This is a genomic window from Micromonospora sp. GCM10011541, from assembly GCF_042650725.1.
In the GTDB taxonomy this organism is placed as follows: Bacteria; Actinomycetota; Actinomycetes; order Mycobacteriales; family Micromonosporaceae; genus Micromonospora; species Micromonospora sicca.
Genome location: NZ_JBHSBP010000009.1, coordinates 187,289 through 205,617, shown reverse-complemented (window position 1 = coordinate 205,617; position 18,329 = coordinate 187,289). Strand labels below are relative to the sequence as shown.

At 74.4% G+C, this 18,329-nt stretch carries 16 protein-coding genes; 11 read left to right on the top strand and 5 right to left on the bottom strand.

The annotated features are described in order from the left end of the window. Positions 1–17: 17 nt before the first annotated feature. The 5 genes from ACFOYX_RS03820 to ccsA are packed head-to-tail and all read right to left on the bottom strand — an operon-like array spanning position 18 to position 4,566. A complete protein-coding gene (locus tag ACFOYX_RS03820) occupies positions 18–914 on the bottom strand; it encodes a cytochrome c-type biogenesis protein CcmH (RefSeq protein WP_322439516.1) in 897 nt (298 codons plus the stop codon). Continuing rightward, positions 911–1,477: a redoxin domain-containing protein gene (locus ACFOYX_RS03815; RefSeq protein WP_322439515.1), complete on the bottom strand. Its 567-nt coding sequence runs from the start codon at positions 1,475–1,477 to the stop codon at positions 911–913. The genes ACFOYX_RS03820 and ACFOYX_RS03815 overlap by 4 nt, the downstream gene beginning before the upstream one ends. After that, positions 1,474–3,411, bottom strand: a complete 1,938-nt coding sequence (locus tag ACFOYX_RS03810) for a cytochrome c-type biogenesis CcmF C-terminal domain-containing protein (protein WP_322439514.1) — start codon at positions 3,409–3,411, stop codon at positions 1,474–1,476. Before ACFOYX_RS03810 ends, ACFOYX_RS03815 begins: the two co-directional genes overlap by 4 nt. After that, entirely contained in the window at positions 3,401–3,811 is a 411-nt protein-coding gene (locus tag ACFOYX_RS03805) for a cytochrome c maturation protein CcmE (protein ID WP_322439513.1), read from the bottom strand. Before ACFOYX_RS03805 ends, ACFOYX_RS03810 begins: the two co-directional genes overlap by 11 nt. Next, on the bottom strand, positions 3,808–4,566 hold the full coding sequence (gene ccsA / locus ACFOYX_RS03800) for a cytochrome c biogenesis protein CcsA (RefSeq protein ID WP_322439512.1): 759 nt from the start codon (positions 4,564–4,566) through the stop codon (positions 3,808–3,810). Before ccsA ends, ACFOYX_RS03805 begins: the two co-directional genes overlap by 4 nt. Before the next feature lie 133 nt (positions 4,567–4,699). Here ccsA and coxB point away from each other — a divergent pair, with 133 nt between their 5' ends. The 11 genes from coxB to ACFOYX_RS03745 are packed head-to-tail and all read left to right on the top strand — an operon-like array spanning position 4,700 to position 18,325. Beyond that, positions 4,700–5,743 carry a cytochrome c oxidase subunit II gene (coxB, locus tag ACFOYX_RS03795; protein WP_322439511.1) on the top strand — a complete coding sequence of 348 codons (1,044 nt, stop codon included), beginning with the start codon at positions 4,700–4,702 and terminating at the stop codon, positions 5,741–5,743. Positions 5,744–5,760: 17 nt separating this feature from the next. After that, entirely contained in the window at positions 5,761–7,689 is a 1,929-nt protein-coding gene (gene ctaD / locus ACFOYX_RS03790) for a cytochrome c oxidase subunit I (RefSeq protein ID WP_322439510.1), read from the top strand. Beyond that, positions 7,686–8,315, top strand: coding sequence for a cytochrome c oxidase subunit 3 (locus ACFOYX_RS03785; RefSeq protein WP_322439509.1), 630 nt, complete (start codon positions 7,686–7,688; stop codon positions 8,313–8,315). The genes ctaD and ACFOYX_RS03785 overlap by 4 nt, the downstream gene beginning before the upstream one ends. Further along, positions 8,315–8,707, top strand: a complete 393-nt coding sequence (locus ACFOYX_RS03780) for a hypothetical protein (RefSeq protein ID WP_109802777.1) — start codon at positions 8,315–8,317, stop codon at positions 8,705–8,707. The genes ACFOYX_RS03785 and ACFOYX_RS03780 overlap by 1 nt, the downstream gene beginning before the upstream one ends. Continuing rightward, a complete protein-coding gene (locus ACFOYX_RS03775; RefSeq protein ID WP_322439508.1) occupies positions 8,695–9,609 on the top strand; it encodes a cytochrome c oxidase assembly protein in 915 nt (304 codons plus the stop codon). Before ACFOYX_RS03780 ends, ACFOYX_RS03775 begins: the two co-directional genes overlap by 13 nt. Beyond that, positions 9,606–9,998 carry a c-type cytochrome gene (locus ACFOYX_RS03770; RefSeq protein ID WP_322439507.1) on the top strand — a complete coding sequence of 131 codons (393 nt, stop codon included), beginning with the start codon at positions 9,606–9,608 and terminating at the stop codon, positions 9,996–9,998. Before ACFOYX_RS03775 ends, ACFOYX_RS03770 begins: the two co-directional genes overlap by 4 nt. 3 nt (positions 9,999–10,001) lie before the next feature. Next, positions 10,002–10,799: a c-type cytochrome gene (locus ACFOYX_RS03765; RefSeq protein ID WP_322439506.1), complete on the top strand. Its 798-nt coding sequence runs from the start codon at positions 10,002–10,004 to the stop codon at positions 10,797–10,799. Then, positions 10,796–11,659 (top strand): Rieske (2Fe-2S) protein, encoded by an 864-nt coding sequence (locus ACFOYX_RS03760; RefSeq protein ID WP_322439505.1) that lies wholly within the window; start codon positions 10,796–10,798, stop codon positions 11,657–11,659. The genes ACFOYX_RS03765 and ACFOYX_RS03760 overlap by 4 nt, the downstream gene beginning before the upstream one ends. Beyond that, positions 11,656–13,428 carry a cytochrome bc complex cytochrome b subunit gene (locus tag ACFOYX_RS03755; RefSeq protein ID WP_322439504.1) on the top strand — a complete coding sequence of 591 codons (1,773 nt, stop codon included), beginning with the start codon at positions 11,656–11,658 and terminating at the stop codon, positions 13,426–13,428. The genes ACFOYX_RS03760 and ACFOYX_RS03755 overlap by 4 nt, the downstream gene beginning before the upstream one ends. Positions 13,429–13,460: 32 nt before the next feature. Beyond that, entirely contained in the window at positions 13,461–15,227 is a 1,767-nt protein-coding gene (locus ACFOYX_RS03750) for a thiamine pyrophosphate-dependent enzyme (protein ID WP_322439503.1), read from the top strand. Continuing rightward, positions 15,224–18,325: an FAD-binding and (Fe-S)-binding domain-containing protein gene (locus ACFOYX_RS03745; protein ID WP_322439502.1), complete on the top strand. Its 3,102-nt coding sequence runs from the start codon at positions 15,224–15,226 to the stop codon at positions 18,323–18,325. The genes ACFOYX_RS03750 and ACFOYX_RS03745 overlap by 4 nt, the downstream gene beginning before the upstream one ends. Positions 18,326–18,329: the final 4 nt, after the last annotated feature.

Genomic DNA, 18,329 nt, shown 5'->3' with positions numbered 1-18,329 from the left:
CACCGCCGAGCGGGGGATCAGGGGTGGGCGGCCAGCAACCGGGTGATCTCCGGGGCAGCCGGGTGTTCCGGCGCGACGGTGAGGAAGCGTCGCAGGGTGCGCGGCGCCTCGGCGGGGCGGGTACGCCGCTGGGCGAGGCCCAGCACGAGCAGCCCGTCCGGGGAGTCCGGGGTGTGACCCAGCACCTCCTGCGCGGCCTGCGCCGCCCCGGCCGCGTCCCCCGCCCTGAGCAGGGCGAAGGCGAGACGCAGCCGGATCGTGTCGTCGGGGCGGTCGCGCAGCGCCTCCCGGTACAGCTGCGCGGCGGCGTCGTACCGGTCCTGCGCCTCCAGGTCGCGTGCCAGCCCGACCGCCACCGCGACCGGATCCGCCGGCGGCGGGTCGGACCCGGGCCGTTCGAGGCCGCGGGCGGCGACGGCCACCGACACCACCACGGCGATCAGCCCCAGCGCGGACCACCGCCAGGCCCATTGGGCCGCGCCGGGTGCCGGCCGGGCGGCCGGTCGCGCCGCCGGCAGGTCATCGGCGCGCCGGGGCCACAGCGTGCGCCGGGCCGCGTAGCCCGCGGCCAGCAGGGCGAGCGCGGGTACGGCCCAGAGCAGCAGCTCCACCCCGCGGGTCGGCGGATCGGCCAGCACCTCCGGGCCGTAGCGTTGGACGAACCAGCGCCGGATCTCGTCGCGGCTGCGCCCCTGGGCCACCTGGTCCGCCACCGCCTGCCGCATCGCCGCCGCGATCGGGGATCGGGAGTCCGCCACCGACTCGCCCTGACACGCGGGGCAGCGCAGGTCGGCGGCGACCGAGCGGACCGGGTCGTCCCGGCCGGTGTCGCCGGCCGACCGGGCCAGGCCCGCGCCGGCCGCGGCGAGCAGGGCGACGAGGACCAGCGCCGCCGCGACCGGGCGCCACCTCATCCGGCCAGCAGCGGCGCCACCCGCTGCTCCAGCCACTGCCGGGTCACCACACCTCGCTGCCGGTCCACGATCCGGCCGTCCCGGTCCACCACGAAGGTCTCCGGCACGCCGCGGACACCCCAGTCGACCGCCCGGGTGCCGTCCGGGTCCGGCAGCACGGTCAGCCCGGTCGCGCCCGTCTCGGCCAGCAGCGCGCGGACGGCTTCGCCGCCGTCGCGGACGTTCAGCCCGACCAGCCGCAGCCCCTGCGGGGACCAGCGCCGCCCGGCGTCGACCAGCAGCGGCAGTTCGTCCCGGCACGGCCCGCACCAGGAGGCGAAGACGTTGACCAGCAGCACGTGGCCGTGGGCGTCGGCCAGGTCGAACCGGCCACCGTCCAGGGTGGGGCCGGACAGTGCCGGGGCCGGCACGGGCGGCCCGGCGGTGCCGGCGCCGCCACCCGGTGGCGTCGGCACCGACCGCAGGCCGAGCGCCACCACCACGCCGACGACGACGGTGACGGCCAGGACCAGCACCGGCCAGACGGGTACCCGGCGGGGCCGCCGGCCCGCGGCGCGGATCATCCCGCGGCTCCGGCGTGGACGCCGACGGACGCCGGTCGGGCCTCCTCGCCGGGCGTCCCGGCCCGTCGGCGCGGGCGGGCCGCGCCGATCGCCGACCCGAGTCCGCCCACGGCCGTCAACGCGCCGCCGGCCCAGAGCAGGCCGACCAGCGGGTTGACCGCGAGCCGCAGCGTCGCGCTGCCGTCGTCGGGGGAGACCGCGATCAGGGTGACGTAGGTGTCCCGGAGCAACCCGGTCTCGATCACCGGCACCGTGACGGCGGTGTCCCGGGCCGGGTGGTAGCGCAGGGCCGGGGTGACGGTCCGCTCCGCGCCGCCGGCGCCGGAGAGCCGGAGCCGGGCGTGCACCGCCATGGCGCCGCCGTCGCCCCTCCGGTCCACCCCGACCAGGCGGACGCTCACATCACCCACCCGCAGACTCTCGCCGGCCCGGACGGTCCGCTCGGCGTCCCGGCCGTACGCCGAGGATCCGGCGACGCCGACCGCGACCAACGCGATCCCGGCGTGCGCGACGAGCCCGGCGAGCCGGCCCCGGGCGGGCCGGCGGAGCCGGTCCGGTTGTTCCCCGGCCAGGCCGGTGAGCACGAACGCGGCGGTGCCGAAGGCGGTGAGCGCGGGCAGGCCGGGCCGGCTGAGCAGACCCACCACGGCGACCGTGGCCAGCGCCCCGCCGGCCGGTACGGCGAGCCGCCGCAGCGCCCCGCCCCGGTCGCGGACCCGCAGGGCCGGCGTCACCCCCATCGCCAGCAGCACCACGATCGCCAGCGGCACCGCCGTGCGCTGGTAGTAGTCCGGGCCGACCGAGGTGCGGACGCCGCCGAGCGGGCCGGAGAGCAGCGGGAAGATCGTGCCGATCAGCACCACCGCCGCGATGGTCACCAGGAGCACGCCGTTGACCAGGACGGCGGTGTCGCGGGACAGCACTGGCGACGGGGTGCGGCCCGCCGGCTCGGGGGCCCGCCACCCGGTCAGGACCGTTGACGCGACGACCGCCAGCAGCACGAAGCCGAGCAGCATGGGGCCCAGCGGCGAGTCGGTGAAGGCGTGCACGCTGGCCACGGCGCCGGACCGGGTGAGGAACGTGCCGAGCAGCACCAGCACGAAGCTCGCGCAGGCCAGCACCAGGTTCCACCCGGCCCGGCGGGCGCCCCGACCCGGGGCGGTGTGCAGGAACGCGGTGGCGGTCAGCCAGGGCAGCAGCGAGGCGTTCTCCACCGGGTCCCACGCCCAGTAGCCACCCCAGCCCAGCACCGCGTACGACCACCAGGCGCCGAGCCCGATGCCGGCGGTCAGCGCCGCCCAGGCGGCCAGCGCCCAGGGCCGGGCCACCCGCAGCCAGCCGCCTCCCTCCCGCCCGGCCGGCCGCGCGGCGAGCGCGAAGGCGAACGGCACGACCAGGCCGATGTAGCCGGCGTAGAGCAGGGGAGGATGCACCCCCATCGCCGGGTGCTGCTGCAGCAGCGGGTTCGGCCCGGGACCGTCGGCGGGCACCGGATCCACCGCGCGGAACGGGTTCGCGGCGAAGCAGGACAGCGCGAAGAAGAACACGGTCACGGCGCTGACGACCGCCATCGCGTACGCGTGCAGCCGGGCCGGGTACCGCCGGCCGGCGAGCAGGACCGCGTACCCGCCGAGGACCAGCAGCCAGAGCAGCAACGACCCGTCCAGGGCGGACCAGAGGCTGGTCACCGTGTAGTACAGCGGCACCCGGCGTCCGCCGTTCTCGGCCACGAACCGGACGCTGAAGTCGTGCCGGAGCAGGGCCGCCTCCAGCACGCCGCAGGCGACGGCAGCGGCGGCCAGGGTCGCGGCGGTGGCCAGTCGGGCCGGTCGGGTGGGCGCGCCGAACAGGGCCACCCGCAGCCAGAGCAGCGCGGTCAGCGTGGCGCAGAGCAGCCCGACGGTGAGGCTCGACGTGCCGAGCTCACCGAGCATCGACCGGCTCCACCGGGGCGGTGGACGGGCGGTACTCGTTGCCGTGCCGGACCACGACGTGGTCGGCGCGGAACGTCCCGTCCGCCGACAGGGTGCCCTCGACGACCGCCCCCTCGCCCTCCCGGAAGGTCCCCGGCGGCCCGCCGCGCTGCTCGACCGTGATCGCCTGGCCCCCCTCGGCGAGGCGGAACACCACCAGGTCGCCGTCGCGGCGCAGCGACCCGGGCACCACCTCCCCGCCGAGGCGTACCCGGTCCCGAGCCGCGTCCGGGTCGCGCAGCACCTCGCCCGGGGTGCGGTAGTAGGTGAGGGTGCCGCGCAGCGCGCCGGTCACCAGCAGCGCGCCGGCGGCGAGGAGCACGACGACGACTGCGGCCCGGCCGGTGCGGCGGCGGTTCATCCGACCCGGGCCGGGACGCGGTCGGACGTGCGGGGGGCGTCGGCGGCGAGCCGGCGCTCCAGCCGGACGACCCGGTGCAGCAGGACGCAGAGCGCGGCGAGCGTCGCGGCGGCGACCGCGAGCAGCAGGGCGAGAGCCATCCGGGAGTCGATCGGCGGGCGCTGCGGGGCGAACACGGTCGCCTGCTGGTGCAGCGACCGCCACCAGACCACGGAGAAGTGCACCACCGGAACGAGCAGGAAGCCCGCCATGCCGACCAGCGCCGCCGGGCGCGCCACCCGGTGGTCGTCCCCGTCGCGCCCGTCGGTCCGTTCGCCGAGCGCGCGGCGCAGGGCCAGATAGCCGGCGTACGCGAGCAGCAGCAGTGTGGTGCTGACCAGCCGGGGGTCCCACGCCCACCAGGTGCCCCAGACCAGGTGCCCCCAGAGGGAGCCGGTGGCGATGGCGACGGCGGTCAGCATCACCCCGATCTCCGCGCCGGCCCGGGCGAACCGGTCCCAGCGCAGGTCGCCGCCGAGGAGGTAGGCGCCGCTGGCCGCGAGCACCACGGCGAACGCGGCGTAGCCGACCCAGGCGGCGGGGACGTGCAGGTACATCAGTCGCTGCGCCGAGCCCTGCACCGCGTCGGGTGGGGCGAGCCAGCCGCCCGCCACGGTCGCCGCCGTGGCGAGCCCGGCGGCGGTCCAGGCCATCGTCCGGCGGCCGGCGGCCGCTCTGGCGGTGTCCGCGACGAGATCCACCGTGGAGGCTCGCATGATCTCCCTGTCCGCGCCCGGGCGCTTGCCGGCTGGGTTCGCTGCGCGTTCACCATAAGCTCCTCAACCGCTCGTACTCCCCATATCCGGCAAAAGCGTTGGAACCGTCCGGAACCGTCTAATGTCCCTCCCGGTGGAGAAGACAGCGGGCCTGAGCATGGGCGCCGCCCGGCATGCCCGGCGGCGTGGGCTGCCGCGCCGTCTTCCGGTGCTGGCCACGCTGTCCGGCCCGCTCCTGCTCGCCGGCTGCGCCGGCGACGCACCGTCCGCCCTGAATCCCGGCGGGGCCGGGGCGACCCGCGTCGCCGGCCTCTGGTGGCTGCTCTTCTGGATCTCCGTGGCCGTCTTCGCCGAGGTCATGGCCCTGCTGGCCTGGGCGCTGGTGTTCCGGCGGGGCAACGCCCGGGTGCGGCACGGTCAGCCGCTGCGCTTCGTCACGATCGCCGGCGCCGGCCTGCCGTTCGTGATCCTCGTCGCCGTCTACGGCGTGGGCCTGCGCGACCTCGCCGCGCTGGGCGACGGTCCCGGGCCGGACGCCCCCACCGTCGAGGTGACCGGCCACAAGTGGTGGTGGGAGGTGCGCTACCCGGGCGCCTCGGGTGCCACCGCCAACGAGATCCACATCCCGGTGGGGGAGCGGGTCAAGGTACGGCTGCGCACCGACGACGTGCTGCACAGCTTCTGGGTGCCGCAGCTCATGCCCAAGACGGACCTGATCGCCGGCGAAACCCGGGAGACCTGGCTGCGGGCGGAGCGGCCCGGCAGCTACCGGGGCCAGTGCGCCGAGTACTGCGGCACCCAGCACGCCCACATGGCCTTCCTGGTGGTGGCGCAACCCCGGGCCGACTACGACACCTGGCTGGCCCACCTGAACGCACCGGCCCGGGCGCCCCGGACCGACGCCGAGCGTCGGGGTCAGCAGGCGTTCGTGCAGGGCACCTGCGCGGCCTGTCACGCGGTCCGGGGCACCACCGCCCAGGGGCGGGTGGGACCCGACCTGTCGAACGTCGGCTCCCGGTGGAGCATCGGCGCCGGCGCGGTGCCCAACGACGCCGGCCACCTCGGCGGCTGGATCGCCAACCCCCAGACGGTCAAGCCCGGCAACGCCATGCCCCCGCAGCCGGTCGACGCCGCACAGTTGCCCGATCTCATCGCGTACCTGCGGTCGCTGGAGTAGGTCGGGAGGGAGCAGCGATGTCCACGACCACCACACCGCCGCCCGGCGTCAGTTCGCAGGACCTGGCGCGGCTGGCGGAACACTGGGGCGAGCCTCCCTCGCTGCGGGGCTGGTTCAGCACCGTCGACCACAAGCGGATCGGCCGGCGCTACCTGGTCACCGCCGGGTTCTTCTTCGTCCTCGCCGGCCTCAGCGCCCTGGTGATGCGCACCCAGCTCGCCCGGCCCGAAGCCGGCGTCGTGTCGCCGCAGGAGTACAACCAGCTCTTCAGCATGCACGGCACGGCGATGATCTTCCTGTTCGCCACCCCGATGCTCTTCGGCTTCGGCAACTTCCTGGTGCCCCTGATGATCGGTTCCCGGGACATGGCCTTCCCGAGGTTGAACGCCTTCGGCTACTGGGTCTTCCTCTTCGCCGGGCTGTTCATGTGGGCGAGCCTGCCCTTCGGCGCCGCCCCCAACAACGGTTGGTTCGCCTACGCCCCGCTCAACCAGGAGCAGCACAACCCTGGCCTGCACATGGACGTCTACGCGCTCGGGCTGCTCTTCCTCGGCATCTCCACCACCGCCGCTTCGATCAACTTCATCGTCACCGCGCTCAAGCTGCGCGCCCCCGGGATGTCGCTCAACCGGGTGCCGCTGTTCGTCTGGGCGATCGTCGCCACCGCGTTCATGGTGATCTTCGCGTTGCCGGCGCTGAACGCGGACAATATGATGCTCTTCCTCGACCGCCGGTTCGGCACCCACTTCTTCGACCCGTCCGCCGGTGGAAACGTGCTGCTCTGGCAGCACCTCTTCTGGATCTTCGGCCACCCCGACGTCTACATCATCGTCATGCCGGCGCTGGGCATCGTCTCCGCCGTGCTGCCCGCGTTCACCCGGCGCGGCGTGGTCGGCTACCCGCTGATCGTGCTGTCCATCGTGTCGATCTCGATCATCTCGTTCGGGGTCTGGGTGCACCACATGTTCGCCACCGGGCTGCCGCAGTTGTCGTACAGCTTCTTCAGCGCGGCCAGCACGATCATCACCATCCCGTCGGGCATCCAGATCTTCGCCTGGCTGGCCACCATGCTGCTGGGCCGGCTCGTCCTGCGGGTGCCGCTGCTGTTCGTCATCGGCTTCGTGGTGACCTTCGTGCTGGGCGGGTTCACCGGCGCGATGTTCGCGGTGACCGCGTTCGACCAGCAGGTCACCGACTCCTACTTCGTGGTGGCGCACTTCCACTACGTGCTGATCGGCGGGGCCGTCTTCCCGATGCTCGCCGGCGTCTACTACTGGCTGCCGAAGATCACCGGGCGGATGTACCACGAGCGGTTGGGCCGCTGGGCCTTCTGGCTGGTCTTCGCCGGCATGCACGTCACGTTCTTCCCGATGCACCTGTACGGCCTGTTCGGCATGCCCCGGCGGGTCTACACCTACCGCAGCGAGCCCGGCTGGGACGGGTGGAACCTGGTCAGCACCCTCGGGTCGTACCTGCTCGCCGTCGGACTGCTGCTCGTGCTCGTCGGCGTGGTGCACGCGGTCCGTCGCGGCCGGCCGGCGCCGCCGGACCCGTGGGAGGGCGACAGCCTGGAGTGGTCCACGGCCTCGCCGCCCGAGCCGTACAACTTCCCGGCCCTGCCCCGCGTGCACAGCCTGCACCCCGCGTGGGACGAGCGGACCGCCGAGTCCCTGGGCGCCGGCGCCACCGCGGACCGCATCCTCAGCGACGGGCGGCGCACCCTGGTCACCAGCGAGCTCGACGCGCAGCCCGAACGGGCGGTGCAGATGCCGGAGTCCACCCTCAAGCCACTCGTGCTGGCCGGCGCGCTGCTGATCTTCTTCACCTCGATGCTCCTCGCCTGGTACCCGGCGGCGGCGGTCGCCGCCCTGGCGGTGGTCGCGACCATCGCGGTCTGGCTCTGGCCGCCCCGCCGTCCCGACGAGGAACTGGGGGTGACCGGGTGAGCGACCGTGGTGGGGTCGTCGCGGCGGCCACCGGCGCCGAGGCGCTGAGCACCGAACTGCCGGTCGGCCGGTCCGCCGGCTGGTGGGGCATGGTGATGTTCGTGGCGACCGAGGCCACCCTCTTCGCCTGCCTGCTCGGCAGCTACTTCTACCTCCGCTTCCAGTACGGCCCGACGTGGCCGCCCGCCGGCATCGAGGCCCCGAAGCTGCTCACGCCCCTGGTGATGACCGCGGTGCTGGTGCCCAGCAGCCTGCCGGTGGTGTGGGCGGAGCGGGGCATCCGAAAGGGCCAGCGCTGGCGACTGCAGTCCGGGCTGGCCGCCACCATGGTGCTCGGGGTGACCTTCCTGGCCCTGCAGGCCGGCGAGTACGTCGAGAAGCTGACCCAGTTCACCATGACCACCGACGCGTACGGCTCGCTGTTCTACCTGATCACCGGCTTCCACGGGCTGCACGTCCTGGTCGGGCTGACCATGATCGGCTGGCTGCTGGCCGCCTCCCTGCGCGGCGGCAGCTTCGGCTCCCACCGGCACGAACGGGTTCGCAACGCCGCGATGTACTGGCACTTCGTGGACCTGGTCTGGGTCGCCATCCTGTTCACCATCTACCTCTCCCCGCGGCTGTGATGACCACCCGACCCGGTCCGCACGCGCGCCTGACCGGCGGGCTGCTGCTCTGGTACGGCGTGCTCGGCGGCGCGGTGGCCTGGGGGGTGCACGTGTTCGCCGCCTGGGGCCTGGACGAGCTCGCCTGCGCCGCCGGCTCCGAGCGCGTCGCCGCCGTACCGCTCTGGCAGGCGGTCGGGCTCGCGGTGGTGATCCCGGCCCTGTTCACCGTGGGGTCGCTGCTGGTCGCCGCGCTGGTGTGGCGGCGGACCCGGCGGGCCGGCGAGGACGACCGGGCGTTCGGCCGGTCCCGGATGCTCGCCGTGGTCGGCGTCTGGTCCAACCTCCTGTTCCTGGCCATCATCGTGCTCGGCGGGGTCGCCGTGCTGGTGCTGCCGCCATGTCAGGGCTGACCGCGTACCGGGCCCACCAGCCCGGTCAGGATCCGGTGGCCGAGGGCCTGCTGACCATGCTCGCGGTGGTCACGCTCTGCCTGCTGGTGGCCGGCTACGGGCGGGGCGTCCAGGAGCTGTGGGCCCGGCGCGGCGTCGGCCGGGTCGTGCCCGGCTGGCGGGTCGCCGCGTTCGGCGTCGGGGTGCTGACGGTGCTCGCCGCCGACCAGGGTCCGGTGCACGAACTGGCCGAGTCCTCGTTCGCCGGGCACATGGCGCAGCACATGCTGCTCCTGCTGGTGGCGGGGCCGCTGCTGGCGGCCGGCGCGGCGGGGCTGCCGCTGAGCCTGGCCGCCCCGGCGCCGCTGCGCCGGCTGCTGGCCCGATGGCGGGTGGCGCCGGCCGTGCGCCGGTTGCGCCGCCCCACCGCGTACGCCCTGCTGGCCGGGGGCGGACAGACCGTGGTGCTGTGGTTCTGGCACCTGCCGGGGCCGTACGCCGCCGCGGTGGACCGGCCCGCCGTGCACGCCGCCGAGCACCTCGCCCTGCTGGCGGCGGCCTGGCTGTTCTGGGTGCCGGTGGTGGGCCCGCCGCGCCACCGCGCGCCCGCCCCGGTGACGGTGCTGCTGCTGGCCGGCGCCATGTTGCCGGCCTCGGCGCTCGGTGCGGTGCTCACCTTCGCCCCGGCCCCGGTCTATCCCGACCGGATGTTCGGCGCCGACCCGCTGGCCGACCAGCAGCTGGCCGGCCTGCTGATGTGGGCGCCGATGGACCTGGTCGTGCTGGTCGTGGCGCTGACCGTGTTCCTGCGCTGGCTGCTGCGCATGGACCGTGACCGGCCCGACGCCCTGATCGGTGGCCCGGTGCGCCGCGGCGGCGGCCCGGTGGCGACCGGGCCTGGAACGGAAGGGATGGTGCGATGAAGCTGCCCGCTCGGAGCTGGGCGTTCGGGGTGGCGCTGACGGTGCTGTCGGTCGCCGCGGTCACCGGATGCGCCTCGGCAGCGCCACCACCGCCGCCCGAGGTGCGTGCGGGACGGCCGGACCGGGGCGCGGAGCTGATCGCCCAGTACGGCTGCGGGTCGTGCCACACCATCCCCGGCGTCAGCCGCGCCGACGGCCTGGTCGGGCCGCCGCTGACCCGGTTCGGCGCCCGCTCGTACATCGCCGGTCAGCTGCCCAACAACGCCGACAACCTGCGCCGGTGGATTGCCGACCCGCAGGCGGTCGAGCCGGGCACCGCCATGCCGAAACTGGGTGTCACCGCCATCGACGCGCAGGACATCGCCGCCTACCTGTACACCCTGGACTGACCGATGCGGCGACCACGAGCGGCGACGGTCCGGCCCTTGCTGCATCCGCGCCGGGCCCTCGCGGTGGGCGCGGCGCTGGTGCTCGCCGCGGGCCCGGTGGCTCTCGCCCCCGCACGGTCACCGGCGGCCTCGGCGCCCCCGACCGCCGGCGCGCCGGCCGCCGACGACCGCGGCACCCAGCTCTACCTGGAGCACTGCGCGAGCTGCCACGGCGAGCGGGGACAGGGTGCCCAGCGGGGGCCGTCCCTGGTCGGCGTCGGCCCCGCCTCGGTGGACTTCCAGCTCTCGACCGGACGGATGCCGGTCTCGCGCGAGGTGCAGCAGGCACGCCGCAGGGACCCGGTGTTCTCGGCCGCGGACATCTCGGCGCTGGTCGACCACGTCGCCAGCTTCGGCGGCGGGGGGCCGCGGATTCCCCGGGTCGCGCCGGGCCACCTGGGCTCCGGCCGGGAGATCTTCGCCGCCAACTGCGCACCCTGCCACGGGGCGACCGGCGCGGGCGCCGCGCTGACCAACGGCTGGACCGCGCCGCCCCTGTACGACAGCACCCCCGTGCAGGTGGCGGAGGCCGTCCGGGTCGGTCCCGGCCTGATGCCGGTCTTCCCCAGCCAGGTGCTCGACGACCGGCAGGTCGACGACCTGGCCGCCTACGTGCAGCGGCTGCGCGGCGAGCGGCTGGACCGGGGCGGCAACCCGCTCGGCCGGCTGGGCCCGCTCGCCGAGGGTCTGGTCGCCTGGCTGGCCGCGCTGGGTCTGCTGGTGGCCGCCGCCCGGTGGCTGGGCCGGAGGGCGGGAGAGTGAGCGCCCGGGGTCCGTCGGCGACCGAGCGGGCGGCGAGCCGCCGGATCGTCGCCGCGTTCGGCGCCAGCGCCGCCGGGGCGGTGGGCTTCGCGGTGACGTACGCCCAGGGCGGCAACACCCGGTGGGAGGGCGCCTGCCTCGCGGTGGCGTTCGCCGGGCTGGCCGTGGGCCTGGCCGTCTGGGCGCGACGGCTCGTGCCGGTCGGCGGGTACGTCGAGGAACACGAGGGCTTCACGCCACCTCCGACGGAGCAGGCGATGACCGCCGCCGAGCTGACCGCGCCGGACAGCCCGGTCCGCCGGCGCGGCCTGCTCGCCGCGCTCGGGCTGGCGTTGACCGCGCTCGGCGCCGCGGCGCTGTTCCCGCTGCGCTCCCTGCTGCCGTTCGACCGGGCCCGCCCGGAGCGGGCGCTCAAGGACACCCCGTGGGGGCCCGGCGTACGGCTGGTCGACGCCGCCGGACGGCCGGTGCGGCCGCAGGACGTGCCCGCCGACAGCATGGTCGCGGTCTTCCCCGAGGGCCACGTCGACACCGGGGACGCTCCCGCCTTCGCGGTACGCCTCGAACCGCAACGCTTCTCCCGGCCGCCCGCCGGCGGCCACCTCGACGGTCTCGTCGTCTGGTCGCTGCTCTGCACGCACGCCGGCTGTCCGGTCCGCACCTACCTCAAGGGCACCGCACGCGTGCTCTGCCCCTGCCACCAGTCCTCGTTCGACCTGCTGGCGGGCGCCCGGCCGGTGGCCGGCCCGGCGGCCCGGGCGCTCCCCGGCCTGCCGATCGAGGAAGGCCCGGACGGGTTCCTCCACGCCACCGGCGACTTCACCACCCCGCCCGGCGCCGGCTTCTGGGACTCGCCGTGATCACCGACCGGCTGGCCCGGGCGCTGGACGACCGGCTGCGGCTCTCCCCGATCGCCCGCCGGGCGATGGCGAAGGTCTTCCCCGACCACTGGTCGTTCATGCTGGGCGAGCTCGCGCTCTACTCGTTCGTGGCGCTGCTCCTCACCGGCGTCTACCTCACCTTCTTCTTCGACGCCAGCAACGCGGACCGGGTCTACCACGGCGAGTACGCGCCCCTGGAGGGCCGCACCACGTCCGCCGCGTACGCCTCCACCGTGCGGCTGAGCTGGGACGTCCGGGCCGGCCTCCTGATCCGGCAGACCCACCACTGGGCGGCGCTGGTCTTCGTCGCGGCGATCGTCCTGCACCTGGCCCGGATCTTCTTCACCGGGGCGTTCCGCAAACCCCGCGAGCTCAACTTTCTGATCGGCGTGACCATGCTGACCCTCGCCCTGGCCAACGGGTTCACCGGCTACTCCCTGCCGGACGACCTGCTCTCCGGCGTGGGCCTGCGGATCCTCACCTCGGTGGTGCAGTCGATCCCTCTGGTCGGGGCGTGGCTGGTCGCCCTGGCCCTGGGTGGGGAGTTCCCCTCCGACGCGATGATCCCCCGGATGTTCGTCACCCACGTGCTGCTCGTGCCGGCGGTCCTGGTCGCCCTGATCTCACTGCACCTGGGCATCCTGGTGCGGCAGAAGCACAGCCAGTTCCCCGGACCGGGGCGCACCGAACACAACCTGGTCGGCTCCCGGCTGTGGCCGAGCTACACGCTGCGCTCGCTCGCCCTCTTCGCCTGGCTGCTGGCGGTGCTGTTCGCCCTCGGCGGCCTGGTCCAGATCAACCCGGTCTGGCTCTACGGCCCGTTCGAACCGGCCCAGGCCACCTCACCCGCGCAGCCGGACTGGTACGTCGCCTGGGGCGACGGCGCCCTGCGCCTCTTCCCGTCCTGGGAGTTCCGGATCGCCGGGCACCTGGTGCCGGCCGCGTTCTTCCCCGGCGTGGTGCTCGGCGGGGTGACCTTCCTCGCCCTGTACGCCTGGCCGTTCGCCGAGCGGCTTCGCACCGGGGACCGCCGGCAGCACCACCTGCTCGACCGGCCCCGCGACCATCCGGTCCGCCTCGGCGTCGGGGTCGGTGCGCTGACCTTCTACGCGGTGCTGACGGTCGCCGCGGGGGACGACATCATCGCCCGGCTGATCCGGGTGCCCGTCTACGACCTGCTGTCGCTGTTCCGGGTGCTGGTGTTCGTCCTGCCGCTGCTCGCCGGGCTGGTCGCGTTCCTGGTCGCGCGGGCGCTGCGGCGCGGCGACGCCGCCGGTGTCGGCGAGCTCACCCGGGCGGACCTGCGCCGGGCCGCACACCGCTCGGTCCGGCCGCCCGAAGCCGATTCCGGTGAGTCGGAGACGCCCGCCCGGGACCGGCCGGGAGAGCGGATCGAGCTGTGGCCGGAGGGCGACCTGTGGCGGTGGCGCTACCGGGACGAGGACCGGCAGGTCGTGTTCACCGGTAGCCGGGCGGTGCGGTCGGAGGAGGAGGCCGCCTCGGCGGCCCGGCTCGCGTACCCCGGGGTGGACCGGGTCGTGGTGCCCGGACCGCCCCCGGCCCCGCCGCCCGGTCCGGTCCGCGTCGCCCTGCGGCGGTGGGGCCGGGCGGCGGCCGCGGGGTCCCTGCTGCTCGCGGCCCTCCTCGACCGCCGACGGGACCGGCGGCGACAGGAGCGTGAGCGGGCGGAGCAGGCGTCATCGCCGGAGGCCGCGGACCAGGCGTCCACCGGTGGCGGGCGGACATGAGACTTCAGGAGATCCAGATCAGGAGGCGTGACGTGCAGGAGATCGTGGGCGAGAGCCTGGCCCGGCGGCTGGTGGAATGGGGCGTCGACACCGTCTTCGGGCTGCCCGGTGACGGCATCAACGGCCTGATGGAGGGTTTCCGCCGGCAGCGGGAGAAGCTGAAGTTCGTGCTGGTGCACCACGAGGAGGCGGCCGCCTTCATGGCCACCGGCTACGCCAAGGCCACCGGGCGGCTCGGCGTCTGCGCCGCGACCTCCGGCCCGGGCGCCATCCACCTGCTCAACGGGCTGTACGACGCCAAGCTCGACCACGTGCCGGTGCTGGCCCTCACCGGCATGCAGGAGAGTTCGGTGCTGGGCTCGCACTATCAGCAGGAGGTGCACACCACGCTGCTCTACCAGGACGTGGCGGCCTACAACCTGATGGTCACCAACCCACAGCAGATGCCCGGGGTGGTCGACATCGCCATCCGCCACGCCCTGGCCGAGCGGACCGTCGCGCACCTGACCTTCCCGAACGACGTGCAGGTCGCCCTGGCCGGCGACGACCCGTACCGGCACGTCAGCCCGGGGGAGCCGCCGGTGAGCAGCCCCGTGCTGACGCAACCCCCGGTGCCGGCGGCGCAGGCCGACCTGGCCCGGGCGGCGGATGTGCTCAACGGCGGGAAGAAGATCGCGATGCTGGTCGGGGTGGGGGCGCGCGGCGCCCGCGACGAGGTGCTCGCCGTGGCGGAGGCGCTGGCCAGCCCGATCGTCAAGACCCTGCCCGGCAAGCTGGTGGTGCCGGACGACCACCCGCTCACCACCGGTGGCCTCGGCCTGCTCGGCACCAGGCCGAGCGAGGAGTTGATGGAGGAGTGCGACACCCTGCTGATGGTCGGCACCTCCTTCCCGTACGGGAAGTACCTGCCGTCACCCGGGCAGGCGCGGGTGGTGCAGATCGACATCGACGGCAGCCTGATCGGCCTGCGGCTGCCGGTGGACGCGGCGGTCAACGCCGACGCGCGGCTCGCGCTGCAGCAACTGCTGCCGATGCTCCAGGCCCGCACCGACCGGTCGTTCCTCACCAGGTACCAGCAGGAGCGGGACAGGTGGCGCTCGGACATGGTCGCCCTGCAGGATCCGACCCGCGACCCGATCGCCCCGCAGTACCTGATCAGCTGCGTGGACGAGGCGGCCACCTCGGACGCCATCCTGACCTGCGACTCCGGCACCATCGCCACCTGGGCCGCGCGGCACTGGACGATCCGCGGCGGCCGGGAGTTCTACCTCTCCGGCAACCTGGCGACCATGGCGCCCGGGCTGCCGTACGCGATCGCGATCCAGCACGCGTACCCGGGCCGGCAGGTGATCGCGTTCGTCGGGGACGGGGGGTTCGCCATGCTGATGGCCGAGTTCCTCACCGCCGTGCGGCACAACCTGCCGATCAAGGTGGTCGTCAACAACAACAACTCGTACGGCCAGATCCTCTGGGAGCAGATCCTCCTCGGCTACCCCGAGTACGCGGTACGGCACCGGCAGCCGGAGGCGGACTTCGCCGCCTGGGCGCGGGCCTGCGGCGGGTACGGCGCCAAGGTCACCGACCCGAAGGCGCTGCCCGGGGCGATCCGGGAGGCCCTCGCGCACCCCGGCCCGGCGCTGGTCGACTGCGACGTCAACCCGAACGAGCCGCCGATGCCCGGCAAGGTGCGGTACGACCAGGCGAAGAACTTCATCGAGGCGTTCCTGCGCGGCCAGCCGCACCGGACGAGCACGTTTGCGACGGTGGCCCGCGACAAGATCAACGAGCTGCGGTCATGAGCGAGCGAACCAGCGTGGTGTCCCTGCCGGAGCCGGTGCTGCGCCCGCCCGAGCCGGCCGGCGACATCGACCTGGCCGCGCTCGCCGCGGACCTGCGGGCCGAGGTGGACGGGGAGGTGCGCTTCGACGCCGGCTCCCGGGCGGCGTACGCCACCGGTGGCTCCAACTACCGGGAGGTGCCGCTCGGCCTGGTGGTGCCCCGTACCGTCGAGGCGGTGGTGGCGACGATCGCCACCTGTCGGCGGCACGGGGCGCCGGTGCTCTCCCGGGGCGGCGGGACCAGCCTGGCCGGGCAGGTCACCAACGTGGCGGTGATCATCGACTGGTCGAAGTACTGCAACCGGTTGCTGGAGGTCGACCGGGAGGCGCGGACCTGCCTGGTCGAGCCGGGCATCGTGCTCGACACGCTCAACGACCTGCTGGCACCGGAGGGGCTGGAGTTCGGGCCGCGGCCGTCCACCCACGATCACTGCACCATCGGCGGGATGATCGGCAACAACTCGTGCGGGTCGGCCGCTCAGCGCAGCGGCAAGGTGGTCGACAACGTCGTCGACCTGGAGGTGCTGCTCTACGACGGCACCCGGATGTGGGTCGGCGAGACCACCGAGGAGCGGTACGCCGACATCCAGCGGCGCGGTGGCCGCCCGGCCGAAATCCACCGCCAGTTGCGGACGCTGCGGGACGAGTACCTGGCGGAGATCCGCACCCGCTACCCGGACATCCCGCGCCGGGTGTCCGGCTACAACCTGGACAGCCTGCTGCCAGAGAAGAACTTCCAGGTGGCGTGGGCGCTGATCGGTTCCGAGGGCACCCTCGTCACCGTGCTGCGGGCGCGGCTGAGGCTGCTACCGGTGGTCCGGGCCAAGTCGCTGGTGTTCCTGTCCTATCCGGACATCGCCGCCGCGGCCGACGACGTACCCCGGATCCTGCCGTACGGCCCGGTCACGCTCGAGGGCATCGACGACAAACTGATCAACTTCGAGAAGCGCAAGCACCTGCATCCGGAGGCCCTGCACAAGCTGCCGGAGCGCGGCGCCTGGCTGATGGTGCAGCTGGGCGGCGACACCGTCGAGGAGGCGAACGCCGCCGCCGAGCGGCTGGTGACCGCGCTGCGCGGCGACGGCGCCACCGGCGTGCACCGGTTCGACGACGAGGCCGACGAGGAGCAGATGTGGCTCCTGCGCGAGTCCGGGCTCGGGGCCACCGCGCGCGTACCGGAGGAGCCCGACACCTGGGAGGGCTGGGAGGACTCGGCGGTCGCCCCGGACAGGCTGGGCGACTACCTGCGGGACCTCGATCGTCTCTTTCGGGAGTACGGCTTCGGACAGGCGTCGCTCTACGGACACTTCGGGCAGGGCTGCGTACACACCAGGATCCCGTTCCAGCTGACGACCGCGGACGGGGTACGCCAGTTCCGCTCGTTCGTCGAGCGTGCCGCCGACCTGGTGGTGTCCTACGGTGGCTCCTTCTCGGGAGAGCACGGCGACGGGCAGGCCCGTGGCGAATTGTTGGTGAAGATGTTCGGCGATCGGCTGATCCGCGCGTTCGGGCAGTTCAAGGCGATCTTCGACCCGGACGACCGGATGAATCCGGGCAAGGTGGTCGCCCCCTACCCGCTGGACAGCCACCTCCGACTCGGCGTCGACTACCACCACGGCGAGGTGGAGACAGAGTTCCGCTACCCCGACGACTCCGGCAGCTTCGGTCGGGCGGTGCTGCGCTGCGTCGGGGTCGGCACGTGCCGGCGGCAACACGGCGGGGTGATGTGCCCGTCCTACATGGTCACCCGGGAGGAGGAGCACTCCACCCGGGGCCGGGCCCGGTTGCTCTTCGAGATGCTCGACGGCACGGCTCGGGGCGGCACCATCGGTGACGGCTGGCGGTCCGAGGCGGTCCGCGACGCCCTCGACCTCTGCCTGGCCTGCAAGGGATGCAAGGCGGACTGCCCGGTCAACGTGGACATGGCGACGTACAAGGCGGAGTTCCTGTCCCACCATTACCAGGGCCGGTTGCGGCCCCGCGCGCACTACTCGATGGGCTGGCTGCCGGCGGCGGCGGTGGCCGCCGGGCGCGCCCCCCGGGTGGTGAACGCGCTGGCCCACGCGCCCGGCCTGAGCCGGCTGGTCAAGCTGGCCGGCGGGATCGACCAACGCCGGGACGTCCCGGTCTTCGCCGCCGAGCCCGTCCAGCGCTGGTTCGCCCGGCGGACGCCCGGTGGGAACGGCTCCCGCGGCGAGGTGCTGCTGTGGCCCGACACCTTCACCAACCACTTCCACCCGGGCGTGGCGCAGGCGGCCGTCGAGGTGCTGGAGGCGGCCGGCTGGCGGGTACGGGTGCCGGAACAGCCCGTCTGCTGCGGGCTGACCTGGATCTCCACCGGGCAGCTCGGCATCGCCAAGAAGGTGCTGCGGCGGACCGTCGAGGTGTTGCGACCGCACCTGCGCGCCGGCACCCGGGTGGTGGGTCTCGAACCCTCCTGCACGGCCGTGTTCCGCAGCGACGCCTACGAGCTGTTCCCCGCCGACGAGGACGTCACCCGGCTGCGCGAACAGACGGTCACCCTGGCCGAGCTGCTGCACCACCACAGCCCGGGGTGGCGCCCGCCGTCGCTGCCGGCCCACGCGCTGATCCAGACCCACTGCCACCACCACGCGATCCTCGGCACCGCCGCCGACCGGGCCGTGCTGCGGGACGCCGGGGTGCGGGCCGACTTCCTCGACTCGGGCTGCTGCGGGTTGGCCGGCAACTTCGGCTTCGAGCAGGGGCACTACGAGGTCTCCGAGGCCTGCGCCGAGCGGGTGCTGCTGCCGGCCCTGCGGGATGCCGCCGACACCGACGTCATCCTCGCCGACGGCTTCAGCTGCCGTACCCAGGTCGAGCAGGGCGCCTCCGGCGGCCGGACGGCGATCCACCTGGCCGAGCTGCTCCGCGCCGGCCTGCACGGTGACGAGGTGTCGACCCGGCCGGAACGCCGGTGGGCGCAGCGCCCGGCGCGGCCGTCCAGGACCGCGCGGGTGCTCGCCGCCGGGGTGGTCGGCCTGGCCGCGTTCGGCCCGGTGGCCGCGCTCGCCGTGCGGGCCGTCCGGAAGACGCGGTGACCGA